The sequence below is a fragment of the Arthrobacter sp. ok362 genome, assembly GCF_900102785.1.
Classification (GTDB): Bacteria; Actinomycetota; Actinomycetes; order Actinomycetales; family Micrococcaceae; genus Arthrobacter.
Genome location: NZ_FNGC01000001.1, coordinates 48,275 through 64,560, shown reverse-complemented (window position 1 = coordinate 64,560; position 16,286 = coordinate 48,275). Strand labels below are relative to the sequence as shown.

Genomic DNA, 16,286 nt, shown 5'->3' with positions numbered 1-16,286 from the left:
CCGTTATGCCCGCCGGCGGTGATACGTGCGGAATCCTGCGGCGGTTGGGCCCGCCGGGGCCCGGCCCAACCACCGCGGAAGCCTTAGGCGAGCCCCGAGTTGGTTTTCGCCGCCAATTGGCGTTCTGCGGTTTCCACCACGTTGGCGAGGAGCATGGCGCGGGTCATGGGTCCCACTCCCCCGGGGTTCGGCGAGAGCCATGCGGCGACGTCGGCCGCAGCGGGGTCAACGTCTCCGGTGACCACGGCCTTGCCGTTGCCGTCGTCTACCCGGCTGACGCCGACGTCGAGCACGATCGCGCCGGGCTTGAGGTCCCCGGCCTTGATCATGTGCGGCTGCCCTGCGGCGGCGATCACGACGTCGGCCTGCCGCAGTTCTGCCGGCAGGTCCACCGTTCCGGTGTGGGCCAGGATGACCGTGGCATTGACGTCCTTGCGGGTCAGCAGCAGCCCCACCGGGCGGCCGATGGTAACGCCGCGGCCCACCACGAGGACGCGCTTGCCGTTGAGGTCTATCCCGTGCCGGGTCAGCAGCTCCACGCAGCCCTTGGGCGTGCAGGGCAGCGGGGACTTCATGGGTCCGCTGACGTTGGCCACGAGCCGGCCCAGGTTCATCGGGTGCAGGCCGTCGGCGTCCTTCTCGGGATCCATGGCCTCCAGGATGACGTCCTGGTCGATGTGCTTGGGAAGCGGCAGCTGGACGATGTAGCCGGTGCACTCCGGGTTCTCGTTGAGCTCGCGGACCACGGCCAGGAGTTCGTCCTGCGTGGTCTCTTCCGGCAGGTCGCGGCGGATGGACGTGATGCCCACCTGGGCGCAGTCCTTGTGCTTGCCGCCGACATACCAGGTGCTGCCGGGATCGGAGCCCACCAGGATGGTGCCCAGTCCGGGAGTGATGCCCTTGGCCTTGAGTGCGGCCACGCGCCCGGTCAGCTCGGCCTTGATGGCAGCGGCGGTAGCCGTGCCGTCAAGGATCTGTGCTGTGCTTGCAGTCTTAGCAGAAGTCATGGCCTACCACTGCTCGTGCTGCGGGTACAGCGGGAAGTCGGCGGCGAGCTTGTCCACGCGGGCCTGCAGGGTCTCGATCTCCGTGGCAGCTCCGGATTTCAGTGCCGTGGCGATGATGTCCGCGACCTCGGTGAACTCCTCGGCGCCGAAGCCGCGGGTGGCCAGGGCCGGGGTGCCGATGCGCAGGCCGGAGGTGACCATCGGCGGACGCGGGTCGAACGGGACGGCGTTGCGGTTGACCGTGATGTCGATTTCCGCGAGGCGGTCCTCGGCTTCCTGCCCGTTGAGCTCGCAGTCGCGCAGGTCCACCAGGACCAGGTGCACGTCGGTGCCGCCGGTCAGGACCGATACGCCGGCGTCGGCGACGTCGGCCTGGCCGAGGCGCTCGGCGATAATCTTGGCACCTTCGAGCACGCGCTCTTGGCGCTCCTTGAATTCTTCCGTGCCGGCGATCTTGAAGGCCACGGCCTTCGCGGCGATCACGTGCATGAGCGGGCCGCCCTGCTGGCCAGGGAACACCGCGGAATTGAGTTTCTTGGCCCATTCCTGCTTGGCCAGGATCACGCCCGAGCGCGGGCCGGACAGCGTCTTGTGCACCGTGGAGGTGACGACGTCGGAGTACGGGACCGGGCTCGGGTGCAGTCCGGCGGCGACGAGGCCGGCGAAGTGCGCCATGTCGGTCCAGAGCAGGGCGCCGACCTCGTCGGCGATCGAGCGGAAGGCAGCGAAATCGAGGTGCCGCGGGTAGGCAGACCAGCCGGCGATGATCACCTGGGGCTTTTCGGCGATGGCCTGCTCGCGCAGCTTGTCCATGTCGATCCGGAAGTTATCTTCCTCGACCTGGTAGGCAGCCACGTTGTAGAGCTTGCCGGAGAAGTTCAGCTTCATGCCGTGGGTGAGGTGTCCGCCGTGGGCCAGGGAGAGGCCCAGGATCTTGTCGCCCGGGGTGATCATGGCGGCGAGCGCGGCGGCGTTGGCCTGCGCGCCGGAGTGCGGCTGCACGTTGGCGTATTCGGCGCCGAAGAGTTCCTTGACGCGGTCGATCGCGAGCTGCTCGGCGACGTCGACGTACTCACAGCCGCCGTAGTAGCGGCGTCCCGGGTAGCCCTCGGCGTACTTGTTGGTCAGGACGGAGCCCTGCGCTTCCATCACGGCGCGCGGGGCGAAGTTCTCGGAAGCGATCATTTCCAGGGTGCCGCGCTGGCGGCCAAGTTCCTGGGCGAGTACGGCGGCGATTTCCGGATCGAGTTCGGCCAGCGGCTGGTTGCTCACGGCGGCTGAGGTGGCGGTGGTAGTAGTCACGAGGAACTCCTGGTAGGCAACGGGTACGGCTATTGGTCAGGCTACCGGCTGGCCCGTTGCACCGCCCTTTGATTACGGGCCCCTGGACAGCGGGCCGCGACAGCGGCGGATGACACCCCGCGCGGGCGCCAGCAACGATACGGCAGCGGTGATGCTCCCGACCGGTAAGACATGACCCTCGGCCCAGGCGTACGATCCGTGGTCTTCGTGAGTGCCGCTCCCTGATGGTTAGCCATCCAACGCCAGTTGCGACGGGTTAACACTACCAAAACCCTTTCAAAACTGCCCTTGAAGCGCAGGTAGGCTGGTCTTCGTGACTGACGAGAACCTGACTGCCTCCTACATCCTGACCCTGTCCTGCCCTGACCGGCCCGGCATCGTGCACGCCGTCGCCGGAGCCCTGCTGGTGGCGGGCTGCAATATTACAGACTCCCAGCAGTACGGCAGCCAGGGCACGGGCACCTTCTTCATGCGGGTGGAGGCGACGACGGTGGCGGCCCAGGCGGAGCTGCAGGCGGCGCTCGAGCCCGTGGCGCAGGCCTTCGGGATGCAGTGGAGCCTCAACCCCGCCGGCCGGAAGGTCCGCACCCTGCTGATGGCCAGCACCTCGGCCCACTGCCTGAATGATCTGCTGTTCCTCCAGCGCTCCGGCACCCTGCCAATCGAGATTCCGGCCATCGTGTCCAACCACCGCGACCTTGAGGGTTTGGCGCAGTTCTACGGCATCCCGTTCCACCACATCCCCGTCACCCCGGACACCAAGGTCCAAGCCGAGGACGCCCTCCGGCTCCTAATGAAGGAGCACGACGTCGAGCTCACCGTCCTTGCCCGGTATATGCAGATCATCTCTGACGAGCTATGCACCGAACTCACGGGCAAGGCCATCAACATCCACCACTCGTTCCTGCCCTCCTTCAAGGGTGCCAAGCCCTATCACCAGGCGCATGCCCGCGGCGTGAAGCTCATCGGCGCCACGGCGCATTACGTCACGGCAGCCCTGGATGAGGGACCGATCATCGAGCAGGAAGTCATCCGGGTGGACCACCGGCGCACCGCCGAGCAGTTCGTCCAGATGGGCCGCGACGTGGAGGGCCGCACCCTCGCCCAGGCCGTGCAGTGGCATGCCGAGCACCGCGTCCTGCTCGACGGCAACCGGACGGTTGTCTTTAACTGAATCCGGTTCTTAACTAGAGCTATGGACTCCACCCGCAGGGACCGGCTCGAATCGTTCGTGGCGCTGCTGAAGAACGAGGGTCGGCACGCAGTGCTGGGGCTGGATTGCGGCCCGGGCGCGGACGGGCTGCACTTTGTGCAGTTCGGCATCCATTTCACCGGCGTCGACCGGTCCGAGGAGAACATCCACATCGCCCGGGCGCACGGGCTGGAGGCTTCTGTGGCGGGCCCGGTATCGCTGCCGTTCGCCGACGCCGCGTTTTCTTCGGTGTGGGCGGTGGACGCACTGTCGGGCCTGCCCCCCGAGGAGTGGGACGACGTCGTCCGCGAACTTGGGCGGGTGGCCGAACCCGGCGCGCCAATCGCCGTCGTGCTCCCCGTCCCCGACCCGCGAAGCGAGGGCGGCTATCGCGGCGAGGGCTTCACGGTCCTCCGCTCCCCCGCCTGAACCTTTTCCCGCTCTTTCTCGTTGAGCTTGCAGTTGTGGTGGCTCACAGGCGCCCAGAGGGACCACAACTGATAGCGCAACGGGGCGGGGAGGTGTCCTAGGCTGGTGGCATGGCTCCCCTCTACGCATTCGCCGGCACCACTCCGGCCGTCCATGACTCCGCCTTCATCGCGCCCACGGCGTCCGTGATCGGCAACGCCACCCTGGCCGAGAACTCGAGCGCCTTCTACGGCGTTTCCGTCCGCGCCGACACGGCCGCCATCATCGTCGGCGCCGGCAGCAATCTGCAGGACAACGTGGTGCTGCACGCCGACCCCGGCTTCCCCTGCACCGTCGGCGCGCGGGTCAGCGTCGGCCACAGCGCCGTGGTCCACGGCTGCACCGTCGAGGACGACTGCCTGATCGGCATGAGCGCCACCATCCTCAACGGGGCCGTGATCGGCGCCGGATCCCTCATCGCCGCCGGTGCCGTGGTGCTGGAGGGCACCGTCATCCCGCCCCGCTCGCTCGTCGCCGGAGTTCCGGCCAAAGTCCGGCGCGAGCTCAGCGACGAAGAGTTCGCGGGCGTCCAGCACAACGCCGCCCACTACCAGGAACTGGCACGCGCGCACCGCGAACTTCACGGGGCGTGAAATAGCGGACTGAGTGGTCCAAACGGGCCGATCCTCCCACCCAGTCCAGCTTTTCCCGTCCAGCTGTCCAGGCTGGCGGCTCAGTCCAGCGGGATCGGGCCCAGCTCGGCCAGCAGTTCGCCCGGTCCCGGGTTCCCCTCCGGGGTCCGGCCGCCGAGGTGGTTGACCACACCCCAGACCGCGTTCAGGCCGGTGGTGACGGCGCCTTCGGCCCAGCCGGCGGTGAACGAGACGTCGTCGCCGGCGACGAAGATTCCGCGCTGTTCGGCCGGGAGCGCGTCCTGCTTGAAATGGGTGAAGAGCCGCTGCTGGTAGCGGTAGTGCCCCGGCAGGTTGGCCTTAAACGCGCCCATGAAGTTGGGGTCGGCCTCCCACGAGACCGTGATCGGCTGGCCCACGATGTGGCTGGCGATATCGACCCCGGGGTAGATCTGCTCCAGCGAGTGCAGCATGAGCTCCGCCCGCTCGTCCGCGTCGAGCGACAGCCACTTCAGCGCGTCGTCGTTCCACGTGTAGGACAGCAGGATCACGGCGGGCTGGTCCGGGCCGTTGTCCAGCAGGTATGTGGCCCGGTTTAGCCGGTCCGTCAGCGTCATGGACAGGACCTCGCGGCCCGTCTCCGGGTCGATGTCTTTCCAGAACGGCCGGTCCACCATGACGAAGGTCTTGGAGGACTGCATGTAGTGCGAGCGTTCGATCGCCGTCCACAGCTCGGCGGGGAACAGGCTTTCGTCGGTGTGGATCCGCGTCGAGAGCAGCCACGACTGGCATGTGGTCACCACCGCCGGGTACGCGGATTCGCGTCCCCAGCGTTCGCGGATCCGGAAGTCGCCGCTGCCGTCGCGGGCGATGCGCTCCACTGCGCCCCGCGGGGCACCGGCATGCAGGGATGCCAGGGAGGTGCCGTCCGGCCAGTGGGCCATGCCCGACGGCGTGTGCTCCCACAGCGCCTCGGGGAGCCGCTGCGCGCCGCCGGAGATGAGCCGGTGCTGGTCATCGGCGTCGGTGTAGACGACCCGGAGGATTTCGAGGATGGAGTTGGGGAAGTCGGTGTCCCAGCCGCCCGTGCCGAAGCCCACCTGTCCGAAGGCCTCGCGGTGGGCGAAGCCGGCCTCCTTGAAGGAGTCGCTGCCGGCTATGAAGCCGTAGAAGGTCTGCTCGTCCAGCTCCGGGAGCAGCGCGTTCCACAGTTCCTTGATCCGGCTGGTGTCCCGGGCCCGGATCGCGTCCTGCATCTCGGCGAACCGGGCGCCGTCGTTCACGGCCGCCTTCCACGCGTCCGCCACCTCGAGGAAGAAAGCGGGCAGGTCCGCGGCGGTCTCGGCGTAGTACTTCTGGCCGGCGAGCTCGATCACCGTGCTGGAAGTTGCCGGCGCCAGCGGATTGGGGAACTCCTGGGTCTCCAGTCCGAGCAGGTCCACATAGTGGTAGAACGCCTTGCCGGAGACCGGGAACCGCATGCCGCCGAGGTCCGCCACGATGCCCGGGGCGGACGGGAAGCTGGCGGTCCTCAGCCGGCCGCCGATCCTGTCGGCCTCATAGACCACCGGCCGCAGGCCCAGCTTCATAAGTTCATAGGCGGTGACCAGCCCGGACAGGCCGGCACCGACGACGGCGACCTCTGTCCCGTACAGTTCGGGCGGCACCGAGCCCAGGCCGTCGGGGTGGGCGAGGTAGTGGTCGTAGCTGAACGGGAAATCCGGATTCAGCATGGTGATGGGCGCCTCGGCCGGACGGGGGCCGGCCGGGATGGAAGCCGTGGTGGCAGCCGGTTCGGGGGCCGGCAGTTCGGTGGCGGTGGTCATGAGATCTCTGCCTTCAGTTCCTGGGTGGCGGTGGTGTTGGCGGGTTGGCGGCCTGATAGTCCGCGGTATTCCTCATGGCTCAGGGCGGCCACCCTGGAGTTCTTGCGGCCGTAGCCGAAGTAGGCGGCCAGGCCGACGAGCATCCAGACGCCGAAGACCGCCCAGGTCTCGGCGCCGAGGTTGGCCATGAGGTAGGCGCACATGAGGGCGCCGAGAACCGGTGTCAGCGGAAAGAACGGGACGCGGAAGCTTCGCGTGAGCTCGGGCCGGGTCCGCCGCAGGTAGATGACTGCCACGTTGACCAGGGCGAACGCGAACAGTGTGCCGATGCTCGTGGCGTCCGCGAGGGCGCCCAGCGGCACCAGGCCGGCGGTCAGTGCGACGGCGGTGCCCACGATCAGGGTTCCGGCAACCGGTGTGCCCGTGCGGGCCGAGACCCGGCCGAAGACCTTGGGAACCAGGCCGTCGCGCGACATCGAGAGCAGGATCCGGGTCTGCCCGTAGAGGACGGTCAGCACGATGCTGGCGATGGCGAGCACGGCACCGACCGCGAACACCACGCCAACCCACGGCTGGCCGGTGATTTCCTCGAGGATTTTCACGAGGGCCGCTTCGGTGCCGTCGAACCAGCCCCAGGGGCGGGCGCCAATGGCGGCGACGGCCACGAGCACGTAGATGCTGGTGACGATCAGCATGGAGAGCAGGATGGCCCGCGGGAGGTCGCGTTTGGGGTTCTTGGCTTCCTCCCCGGCGGTGGAGGCGGCGTCGAAGCCGATGTAGGAGAAGAACACCCGGGAGGCCGCGGCGGAGACGCCGGCGGCGCCCATCGGCATGAGGGGTTCGAAGTGTCCGCCGTTGAAGGCGGTGAAGGCCACGGCACAGAAGAACAGCAGGATGCCGACCTTGACCAGGACGATCGCTGTGTTGATCCAGGCGCTCTCTTTGGCACCGCGGACCAGCAGCACCATGGCCAGGACCACAATGACGACTGCGGGCACATTCAGCACGCCGCCGGCTCCCGGCGGCTGCGACATGGCGTCCGGGAGGGCCAGGTTGAAGACCGCCAGGGCCTCGTTGACGTACTGGCCCGCGCCGACCGCGACGGCGGCCACGGAGACGGCGTATTCAAGCACCAGGCACCAGCCGCAGATCCAGGCCATGCCCTCGCCCATGGTGGCGTAGGTGTAGGAGTAGCTGGAACCGGCGGCCGGAACCAGTCCGGCCATCTCCGCATAGGACACGGCAGAGAGCAGGGCTGCGAGTCCGGCAATGGCAAAGGAGATCCAGATGGCCGGGCCGGCGAGCGGCACCGATTCGCCCAGGATCACCAGGATGCCGGTCCCGAGCGTGGCGCCGACGCTGATCATGGTCAGCTGGAGCACGCCGAAGCTGCGGACCAGCCGCGTGCCGCCGTGCCCGGTTTCGGCCTCGCTGACCAGTTGCCCGATCGGCTTGCGGCGCAGGAGCTGGGCGGCAAGCCCTGGACGGCCGGCGGCGGCCGGCGGGCGTTCCCCGATCAGAGTTGGCACAGTCATCGTTGACGTCCTTATCTTCAGTAGTGGTCGGTTTCCCCTGACCACCCTAGGCATGTGAGCCACCTCTCACGGCTGTGCAAAATGACCTGTATTCTTCAGGCATGAGACTTTATGCACCACTGGCCCGTCGTCCAGCCCGGCGTCCGGACCTTCGGCCGCCCGGGCTGGACGGGGGCCGCGGCCGTGGCTGCTGAGGACTCCGAGCGCTTGGGTTTCGTCACGCTGTCGCAGTTCTTGCGCCAGCTGCCGGAGCTCGGCGTCCTCCACGACGGCGGCAACGGGGACGAGCGCTTGCGCTGGGTCGAGCCCAGCGAGCTGGAGGACCCGACCCCCTACCTGCTCGATGGCGAGTTCCTGCTCACTGCCGGCCTTCCGTTCGTGGGCGACGGCGGCAGCGAGGAGACGGTGGACGCCTACATGCGGCGCCTGGTCGAGGCCCGCGTCGGCGCCCTCGGCTTTGGCCTGGAACCCTACTTCGAGGCCGTGCCGGAGACCGTGGTCCGGGCCTGCCGGCGGCACAACCTCACCTTGGTGTCCATTCCGGGGTCCATTCCGTTCGCCGCGCTGGGCCTCGAGTTCTCCCGGCTCCTTGAATCGGACAACGCAAAGACCTTCCGCCAACTGGCCGATACCAACCGGCAGCTCATGCGGGCGGTCTTGTCGGCACGCCCCGAGCACGAGCTCCTCGCGGCCCTGGTGCAGCGCGTTCCGGTCTGGGCCGTGCTGGTCGGGGCCGACGGGCGGGTGCGAGCCCGGGGCTCGGGCAGCTCCCCCGGCCCGCACGCCGCTGGCGCCGCCGCAGGCACCGCTGCCGGCACCGTGCCAGGAGTTGATTCCGCCGCACTGCAGCCGCTGCTGTCCCGGCTGCTCGCTGGCAGCGGCCCCCGGGTGGAGATGGATTCATTCGATGCCGCAGGCTCATCGCTGGTCGTCGGTTATCCGCTGCGCAGCACCCGGGACGCTAACCTCGGCGCGCTCGTCCTGGGTACGGACGCCCCGCTGACCCCGGCCCAGAACAGCGTGGTCTCCACCGCCGTCGGGCTGCTGGAACTGCTGGTCCGGCAGCGCACGAGCGGTTCCCTGGCCCCCAGCCAGCTTGCCACGGCGCTGCTGTTGCATCCGGAAAACGTGGCCTCGGGAACGGCGCGGCAGGTCAACGGGCTGAAGGACCTGCTGGCCCAAGCCATTTCCTCCACCCGGTCCGGGCAGCTGCGGGTCGTGCAGGGCGTCCGGGTGGACTCGGCGATGGGCAGCGAACGGGCCGCGGGCGCATCGCGCCACACGGGCGAGGGCCCGGTGCGGGAGTTGCTGGAATGGCGCAGGCTGTTCGACACCAAATTGGTGGAGCACACCGACTACGGCTTTGCCGCCATCACCCGGCTCAAGGTCGACGACGCGCTGCTCGCCGAGGTGGAGCGGCTCGGCTGGCGCCTCGTGATCGGCAGCGACACCGAATTCGCGGGCCTGGCGGTTGCCTACCAACTCGCTTCCTCGCTGCGCAACCGGGTGCTGACCAGCCGCCGGAGCGTCCGGGCGGACGAGGTCACCTGGTCCGTGACGGGGCTGCTGGGCTCCGAGGCCGGCTCCATGCTGGCGGACCGCCTGCTGGCACCCATTCTCGCGCTCGAGCCGGAGCGCCGCGATGCACTGCTGGGCATCCTGCTGGCCTGGCTTGGTGAGAACGGCAGCTGGGACGCCACGGCGAAGACCACGGGGCTGCATCGGAACAGCGTTCGCCGGCAGATCGGCGTCATCGCCGAAGTGCTGGGCATGGATCTCAATCAGGCCCAGGCCCGCGCGGAGTTGTGGATCGCCCTGCAATACATCGCCCATCAGGACCAGGGCGGGTCTGAGTTGCCCGACGCCGCGGCCGCCGTCGCTGCAGCTCCGCCCGATACAGGCCCTCCCGCGGGTCAGATGCCCCAGGACCGGTAAACGTCCGGGCGGCGGTCACGCAGGTAGGCGACGGCGTCGTCCGCATCATGTGCCCTGTCCGCGACGGCGTGCACAGCTCCTCCCAGCTCGGCGAAAAGCAGTTCCGTCCCGTGGCCGGCCGCGGCCAGGACCGTGCCGTCCGGGCCCGCGACGATGCTGCCGCCGCGGAAGTCGTAGCCTTCCTCTCCGCCGGTGTGGTTGGCGTACGCCACCGCCAACTGGTTCTCCAGCGCCCTGGCCCGGACCAGCACCTGCGGCACGGCCTCGAATCCGCCAGCGAGTGCGGTCGGCACCAATAGCAGTTCGGCACCGCGCACGGCGGCGGCCCGCGCTGACTCGGGAAACTCGATGTCGTAGCAAATCGCCAGGGCCGTCTTGAGCCCGTGGAACTCCACGATCCCGGGGGCTGCCGCGGCCGGTGCAAACGCTGCGCGCTCGTCGGGGCCGAACAGGTGCACCTTGTCGTAGCTGAGCAGTTCGTCGCCGGACGCGTCAATAAGGGTTGCGGAAATGTGCCACTCCCCCGCCGGCGTTACAGCAGGGAGGCTGTAGACCAGGGCGATATTGTGACGCCGGGCGATGCCGGCCAGGGCCTCCCGGAGCGCAGGCAGCGTGCCCGGATCGAAGGCTGACCGCAGCCGAAGCGGCGCGTAGCCCACCGGGAAGAGTTCCGGCGTCAGCAACAGCTGGGCACCCGCGGCGGACGCCTCGCGCGCCGCCTCCTCCACCGCGGCGCAGTTCGTCTTCACATCCAGCACGGCGGCGTTCGCCTGCATCAGGGCCAGCAGCACCATTACCACCTCACGACTCTCCGGGTACCTCCGCAGGAACACTGCGGACTCTCTGATCCCAGAGTAGCCGCGGCCCGGGAAACCGCATTTGGTGCATTTCCGCCTGCATGGCCGACGAACAGGGCGGAACGTCCCGCCGGTAGAGACAGGGAGGGCCGCCGGCCCTTCGCGTCCCCGGGAACCCACGCGGCCGTTACCGTTGCGTTAACTTCTTGACTACAAGCCGTGAATGCGTCACGCTTCATAGCATGCCCTCACCAACGCGCTCAACGAGGAGCCGAACCAAGAACCCCGGATCGCAGTCCGCCCTCCGGCACCTGAACCAGCAGCGGATCATCGAATGCCTCCTCGCCGGCCCTTCCACACAGGCGGAACTGGCCCGCCAGACAGGCCTCTCAACGGCCACCGTCTCCAACATCGTCAAGATCATGCAGGACGCCGGACTTGCTTCCACCGAGCCGATCACCAGCTCCGGGCGGCGCGCCCTCAACGTCCGGCTCAACAGCAACGGAGCCGTCGCCGTCGGGATCGACTTCGGCCGGCGCCACCTGCGCGTCGTGCTGGCCTCGCTCAGCTACCACGTGATCGCCGAAGAGTCGGTCCTGCTGCCGCTGGGCCACCACGCCGAGGAGGGCATCCAGGCCGCCGTCGGCGTGCTGGACCGGCTGCTCGCGGACAGCGGTGTGGAGCGCAGCGCCCTGGTGGGTGCCGGCGTCGGAATTCCCGGCCCCATCGACCGCCGCACCGGCACCGTGGCGCAGGGCGCGATCCTGCCCGAATGGGTGGGCATCAATATCCTTAGACGCCTCGAAGAAGCGCTGGAACTGCCTGTATTCGTGGACAATGACGCCAACCTGGGCGCCCTCTCCGAGGTCACGTGGGGGCCGCACAGCGGCATCAGCAACCTGATGTTTCTCAAGATCGGCTCGGGCATCGGTGCGGGATTGATCCTCAACGGCATTCCCTACTACGGCAACGTCGGCATCACCGGCGAAATCGGCCACGCCACAATCCACGAGCACGGGCTGATCTGCCGCTGCGGGAACCGGGGCTGCCTGGAAACCATCGCCTCCACCACCACCATGATCGAGCTCCTGAGCCGCGGCGAGGACCGGCCGCTCACGCCCGGGGACATCGTGCGCAAGGCCCTCGAACGGGACCCCGCCACGCTCCGCGTCGTGGACGACGCCGGCCTCGCCGTCGGACGCGCCTTGGGCAACGTGGCGAACCTGATCAACCCCGAAGTGATCGTGGTCGGCGGTCCGCTGGCGGGGCTCGGCCAACTGCTCCTGGACCCGATTCGGCGCGGCCTGATCCGCCACGCGGTGCCGGTCATCGGCGAGACAACCACTCTCACGATGTCGTCCCTGGGCGACCGGGCAGAGGCCCTCGGGGCCACCGCTTTGGTCTTCCAGCACGCCGGAATCCGGCGTAACTAACCATTTCGTTATCCGCCCGTTGCGTTAAAGACTTGACGACAAGGGCGTGATCCAGTTTACTTTTGCATCAGACGGCCCTGCGGTTTGCAGCGGCGGACAACGAAGTCATGCATTGGAGGCGTAAGGGCAGATGACGTCCCTCAACACGCACAGTGATCCGCTAATCCTCGAGATGCGCTCCATCACCAAGGAATTCCCAGGCGTTAAAGCTTTGGCCGATGTGAGCCTGCGGGTGAAGGCCGGCGAGATCCACGCCATCTGCGGTGAGAACGGCGCCGGGAAATCGACCCTGATGAAGGTGCTCTCGGGGGTGTACCCCTTCGGCACCTACACCGGCGACATCGTGTATCAGAACGAGGTCCAGGAATTCAAGGACATCCGGGCCAGCGAGCACGCCGGGATTGTGATCATCCACCAGGAACTCGCGCTCATCCCCGAACTGTCGATCATGGAGAACATCTTCCTCGGGAACGAGCCCACCAAGCGCGGCGTGATCGACTGGGCCGAGGCCCGGCTGCGGTCCACCGAGCTGTTGGCCCGGGTGGGGCTGCGCGAGGACCCGGACACCCCGATCAAGGAGATCGGCGTCGGCAAGCAGCAGCTCGTCGAGATCGCCAAGGCCCTGAACAAGTCGGTGAAGCTCCTGATCCTGGACGAGCCCACGGCGGCGCTGAACGAGTCCGATTCCCAGCACCTGCTGGACCTCATGCTGGGCCTGAAGGGCCGCGGCATCACCTCGATCATCATTTCGCACAAGCTCAACGAGATCGAACAGATCGCGGATGAGATCACGATCATCCGCGACGGCAAGTCGATCGAGACCCTGAACGTCTTGGCCGACGGCGTCGACGAGGACCGCATCATCAAGGGCATGGTGGGCCGGACGCTGGAATCCCGGTTCCCGGACCACGAGCCGAAGATCGGCGAGGTCCTCTTCGAGGTGAAGAACTGGAACGTCGGGCACCCGCAGATCCAGGACCGCCTGGTCTGCAAGAACTCCAGCTTCTTCGTCCGCCGGGGCGAGATCGTCGGGTTCGCGGGCCTGATGGGGGCCGGACGCACCGAGCTGGCCCGGTCCGTGTTCGGCCGCTCCTATGGCCGCTTCATCTCGGGCCACGTCTACAAAGACGGCAAGGAACTGCAGCTCAAAAGCGTCCGCCAGGCGATCGACGCCGGGCTGGGCTACGTCACGGAGGACCGCAAGTCCCTGGGCCTGAACCTGCTCGATGACATCAAGGCCACCACGGTCTCGGCGAACCTGCGCAAGATCAGCAAGAACTTCGTGGTGGACACGAACAAGGAATACGCCGTCGCGGAGGAATACCGGAAGTCGCTGCGGACCAAGACGCCCTCCGTGGAGGAAGGTGTCGCGAAGCTCTCCGGCGGCAACCAGCAGAAGGTCGTGCTGGCGAAGTGGATGTTCACCGACCCGGACGTGCTGATCCTGGACGAACCCACCCGCGGGATCGACGTCGGGGCCAAGTTCGAGATCTACGGCATCATCCAGAAGCTGGCCAACGAGGGCAAGGCAGTGATCGTGATTTCCTCGGAGCTGCCCGAGCTGCTGGGCCTCTCGGACCGCATCTACACGATCTTCGAAGGCGCCATCACCGGCGTCCTGGACAAAGACCAAGCCAGCCAGGAAAGCCTCATGAAACTCATGACGTCCGCCCGCAAATCCGCCTGACCCATGGGACCAACCAGAACAATCCGAACACCCCGGACACAAGGACTGAAACAATGAACGCGCTCAAGAAGCTCTTTGGCGGCAATACCCGCCAATTCGGCATGATCTTCGCCCTGGTTGCGCTGATCGTGTTCTTCGAGATTTTTACGGAGGGCCGCACGCTCACGTCGGGCAACGTCATCAACCTCTTCAACGGCAACTCCTACATCCTGATCCTCGCCATCGGCATGGTGCTGGTCATCATCGCCGGGCACATCGACCTCTCGGTCGGTTCCGTCGCCGCCTTCGTGGGCGTCTGCGTGTCCCTCTTCATCCGCGACTGGGGACTGCCCTGGTACATCGGCGTCCTGATGGGGCTGGGGCTGGGCGTCCTGATCGGGGCCTGGCAGGGATTCTGGGTGGCCTACGTCGGCATTCCGGCGTTCATCGTGACGCTGGCCGGCATGCTGATCTTCCGCGGCGCCAACCAGTTGGTCGGCAAGTCGAACACCATCCCGGTCCCCACGGATTTCCAGTACATCGGCTCCGGCTACCTGCCTGAGTTTGGACCGAATACCGGCTACAACAACCCCACCATGCTGATTGGCCTGCTCGGCGTCGCGTTCGTGATCTTCAGCGAGATCCGCTCCCGCCGCAACGCCAAGGCCCTCGGCGCCGAGGTTTCCGAAGCCTGGGTCATGGTCCTCAAACTGGTCCTGGTCTGCGGCGCCATCCTCTACGCCACCTACCTCTTCGCCACCGGCCGGCCGGGCACCTCCTTCCCCGTGCCGGGCCTGATCCTGGCCGTCCTGGTCCTCGTGTACGGCTTCATCTCCTCGAAGACCGTTATCGGCCGCCACATCTACGCCGTCGGTGGCAACCGGCACGCCGCCGAGCTCTCCGGTGTCCAGTCCAAGAAGGTCAACTTCCTGGTCATGATGAACATGTCCTTGCTGGCCGGCCTCGCCGGCATGATCTTCGTCGGCCGCTCCACCGCCTCAGGCCCGTTCGACGGCGTCGGCTGGGAACTGGACGCCATCGCGGCCGTCTTCATCGGCGGCGCCGCGGTCACCGGTGGCGTGGGCACCGTGATCGGCTCGATCATCGGTGGCCTGGTCATGGCCGTGCTGAACAACGGCCTGCAGCTCCTCGGTGTCGGCGCCGACCTCACCCAGATCATCAAGGGCCTGGTGCTCCTGATCGCAGTCGCGTTCGACGTCTACAACAAGACCCAGGGCAAGAGGTCCGTCGTCGGGATGCTGATGAAGAACTTCAGCCGCAGCAACGAGATCAAGGCCGACGAGACCACCCAAACCACAGACGTCATCTCCAAGGGAGCCTGAGCGGCTCCCCTGGTCCACGTTTCCCCGATTTCTCCGCACACCATCAAAAGAAAGTGAACCAAGCAATGCGAATGATTGGTAAAGCAGGAAAGGCAGCAGCGATCGCTGCTATTGCGGCACTGGCGCTGACGGCCTGCGGCCGTTCCGACACCGGGACTACCGGCGGTTCGAGCTCCGGAGGCGAGGCCTTCCCGAAGGGCTCCTCGATCGGTGTCGCGCTGCCCCAGAAGACCTCGGAAAACTGGGTCCTGGCGGAAAAGCTGTTCAACGACGGCCTCACCAAGGCCGGCTACAAGCCGGATGTGCAGTTCGCCAATGGCGGCGTTTCGGATCAGCAGAACCAGATTAGTGCCATGATCACCAAGGGCGACAAGCTCATCATCGTCGGTGCCATCGACGGTGCGCAGCTGGGCACCCAGCTCAAGCAGGCCAAGGATGCCGGCGCCACGATCATCGCGTATGACCGCCTGCTCCTGAACACCGAGAACGTGGACTACTACGTGGCCTACGACAACTTCAAGGTCGGTGAACTCCAGGGCCAGGCGCTGCTGGACGGAATGAAGGGCAAGAAGCCGGCAGGCCCGTACAACATCGAGCTCTTCGCAGGTTCCCCTGACGACGCCAACGCGAAGGTCTTCTTCGACGGCGCCATGAGCGTCCTGAAGCCGAAGATCGACGACGGCACTCTGAAGGTCCTCTCGGGCCAGAAGAGCTTCGAACAGGCCGTTACCCAGGGCTGGAAGGCAGAGAACGCCCAGAAGCGCATGGACACCCTGCTCGCAGGAACTTACGGCAGCGCCGCGCTTGACGGCGTGCTGTCCCCGAACGACACCCTGGCCCGCGCGATCATCACCTCTGTCAAGGCCGCCGGCAAGCCGATCCCGGTTGTCACGGGCCAGGACTCCGAGGTTGAGTCGGTCAAGTCCATCATGGCGGGCGAGCAGTACTCCACCATCAACAAAGACACCAATGCGCTCGTTGACCACTCGATCACCATGGTCAACGACGTCCAGGCAGGCAAGAAGCCGGAGATCAACGACGACAAGTCCTACAACAACGGAGTCAAGGTTGTTCCCGCGTACCTGCTGAAGCCGGTCATCGTGACCAAGGACAACGTACACACGGCCTACGTCAACGATCCGGTACTCGGACCGATCACCAAGCAGTAGTACCCGTCTAGGCACGCGACTGTCGCGCGCCAGGCAACAGA

13 protein-coding genes are annotated in these 16,286 nt (G+C 66.9%); 8 read left to right on the top strand and 5 right to left on the bottom strand.

The genetic code is table 11. From position 1 onward, the window contains the following. Positions 1-83 precede the first annotated feature (83 nt). Together BLQ10_RS00265 and glyA are read right to left on the bottom strand one after the other, a co-directional pair. Complete coding sequence (locus tag BLQ10_RS00265) at positions 84-1,007, bottom strand: bifunctional methylenetetrahydrofolate dehydrogenase/methenyltetrahydrofolate cyclohydrolase (RefSeq protein WP_091556980.1); 924 nt, start codon at positions 1,005-1,007, stop codon at positions 84-86. A 3-nt stretch (positions 1,008-1,010) separates the two neighbouring features. Then, positions 1,011-2,309, bottom strand: coding sequence for a serine hydroxymethyltransferase (glyA, locus tag BLQ10_RS00260; RefSeq protein WP_091556977.1), 1,299 nt, complete (start codon positions 2,307-2,309; stop codon positions 1,011-1,013). Positions 2,310-2,622: 313 nt separating this feature from the next. Here glyA and purU point away from each other — a divergent pair, with 313 nt between their 5' ends. The 3 genes from purU (at position 2,623) to BLQ10_RS00245 (ending at position 4,562) form a co-directional block, all read left to right on the top strand. Continuing rightward, positions 2,623-3,483, top strand: coding sequence for a formyltetrahydrofolate deformylase (gene purU, locus BLQ10_RS00255; protein WP_091556975.1), 861 nt, complete (start codon positions 2,623-2,625; stop codon positions 3,481-3,483). A 21-nt stretch (positions 3,484-3,504) separates the two neighbouring features. Continuing rightward, positions 3,505-3,930: a class I SAM-dependent methyltransferase gene (locus tag BLQ10_RS00250; RefSeq protein ID WP_091556973.1), complete on the top strand. Its 426-nt coding sequence runs from the start codon at positions 3,505-3,507 to the stop codon at positions 3,928-3,930. A 110-nt stretch (positions 3,931-4,040) separates the two neighbouring features. After that, positions 4,041-4,562 (top strand): gamma carbonic anhydrase family protein, encoded by a 522-nt coding sequence (locus BLQ10_RS00245; protein WP_091556970.1) that lies wholly within the window; start codon positions 4,041-4,043, stop codon positions 4,560-4,562. An 80-nt stretch (positions 4,563-4,642) separates the two neighbouring features. On the opposite strand, the gene BLQ10_RS00240 is transcribed toward BLQ10_RS00245, so the two are convergent. Next, entirely contained in the window at positions 4,643-6,367 is a 1,725-nt protein-coding gene (locus BLQ10_RS00240) for a flavin monoamine oxidase family protein (RefSeq protein WP_175558422.1), read from the bottom strand. Continuing rightward, the gene (locus BLQ10_RS00235; protein ID WP_175558421.1) at positions 6,364-7,902 is read right to left on the bottom strand and encodes an amino acid permease; all 1,539 of its coding nucleotides are present in this window, start codon (positions 7,900-7,902) and stop codon (positions 6,364-6,366) included. Before BLQ10_RS00235 ends, BLQ10_RS00240 begins: the two co-directional genes overlap by 4 nt. 183 nt (positions 7,903-8,085) lie before the next feature. On the opposite strand from BLQ10_RS00235, the gene BLQ10_RS00230 reads away from it, so the two are divergent. Continuing rightward, a complete protein-coding gene (locus tag BLQ10_RS00230) occupies positions 8,086-9,837 on the top strand; it encodes a PucR family transcriptional regulator (RefSeq protein WP_091557871.1) in 1,752 nt (583 codons plus the stop codon). Here BLQ10_RS00230 and BLQ10_RS00225 read toward each other — a convergent pair. Beyond that, complete coding sequence (locus BLQ10_RS00225; protein ID WP_091556969.1) at positions 9,816-10,631, bottom strand: nitrilase-related carbon-nitrogen hydrolase; 816 nt, start codon at positions 10,629-10,631, stop codon at positions 9,816-9,818. The genes BLQ10_RS00230 and BLQ10_RS00225 overlap by 22 nt on opposite strands. Positions 10,632-10,876: 245 nt before the next feature. Here BLQ10_RS00225 and BLQ10_RS00220 point away from each other — a divergent pair, with 245 nt between their 5' ends. The 4 genes from BLQ10_RS00220 (at position 10,877) to BLQ10_RS00205 (ending at position 16,245) form a co-directional block, all read left to right on the top strand. Then, complete coding sequence (locus tag BLQ10_RS00220; protein WP_091556966.1) at positions 10,877-12,067, top strand: ROK family transcriptional regulator; 1,191 nt, start codon at positions 10,877-10,879, stop codon at positions 12,065-12,067. 130 nt (positions 12,068-12,197) lie between these two features. Beyond that, on the top strand, positions 12,198-13,754 hold the full coding sequence (mmsA, locus tag BLQ10_RS00215; RefSeq protein WP_091556965.1) for a multiple monosaccharide ABC transporter ATP-binding protein: 1,557 nt from the start codon (positions 12,198-12,200) through the stop codon (positions 13,752-13,754). Positions 13,755-13,807: 53 nt separating this feature from the next. Then, a complete protein-coding gene (gene mmsB / locus BLQ10_RS00210; protein WP_091556962.1) occupies positions 13,808-15,076 on the top strand; it encodes a multiple monosaccharide ABC transporter permease in 1,269 nt (422 codons plus the stop codon). A gap of 65 nt (positions 15,077-15,141) precedes the next feature. Beyond that, the gene (locus BLQ10_RS00205; RefSeq protein WP_091556960.1) at positions 15,142-16,245 is read left to right on the top strand and encodes a substrate-binding domain-containing protein; all 1,104 of its coding nucleotides are present in this window, start codon (positions 15,142-15,144) and stop codon (positions 16,243-16,245) included. Positions 16,246-16,286: the final 41 nt, after the last annotated feature.

Excerpts from the sequence above, each read along its gene's own strand:
- BLQ10_RS00265 (WP_091556980.1), bottom strand. The coding sequence starts at position 1,007 with ATGACTTCTGCTAAGACTGCAAGCACAGCACAGATCCTTGACGGCACG.
- BLQ10_RS00250 (WP_091556973.1), top strand. The coding sequence starts at position 3,505 with ATGGACTCCACCCGCAGGGACCGGCTCGAATCGTTCGTGGCGCTGCTG.
- BLQ10_RS00245 (WP_091556970.1), top strand. The coding sequence starts at position 4,041 with ATGGCTCCCCTCTACGCATTCGCCGGCACCACTCCGGCCGTCCATGAC.
- BLQ10_RS00240 (WP_175558422.1), bottom strand. The coding sequence starts at position 6,367 with ATGACCACCGCCACCGAACTGCCGGCCCCCGAACCGGCTGCCACCACG.
- BLQ10_RS00235 (WP_175558421.1), bottom strand. The coding sequence starts at position 7,902 with ATGACTGTGCCAACTCTGATCGGGGAACGCCCGCCGGCCGCCGCCGGC.
- BLQ10_RS00225 (WP_091556969.1), bottom strand. The coding sequence starts at position 10,631 with ATGGTGCTGCTGGCCCTGATGCAGGCGAACGCCGCCGTGCTGGATGTG.
- BLQ10_RS00220 (WP_091556966.1), top strand. The coding sequence starts at position 10,877 with ATGCCCTCACCAACGCGCTCAACGAGGAGCCGAACCAAGAACCCCGGA.
- mmsA (WP_091556965.1), top strand. The coding sequence starts at position 12,198 with ATGACGTCCCTCAACACGCACAGTGATCCGCTAATCCTCGAGATGCGC.
- mmsB (WP_091556962.1), top strand. The coding sequence starts at position 13,808 with ATGAACGCGCTCAAGAAGCTCTTTGGCGGCAATACCCGCCAATTCGGC.
- BLQ10_RS00205 (WP_091556960.1), top strand. The coding sequence starts at position 15,142 with ATGCGAATGATTGGTAAAGCAGGAAAGGCAGCAGCGATCGCTGCTATT.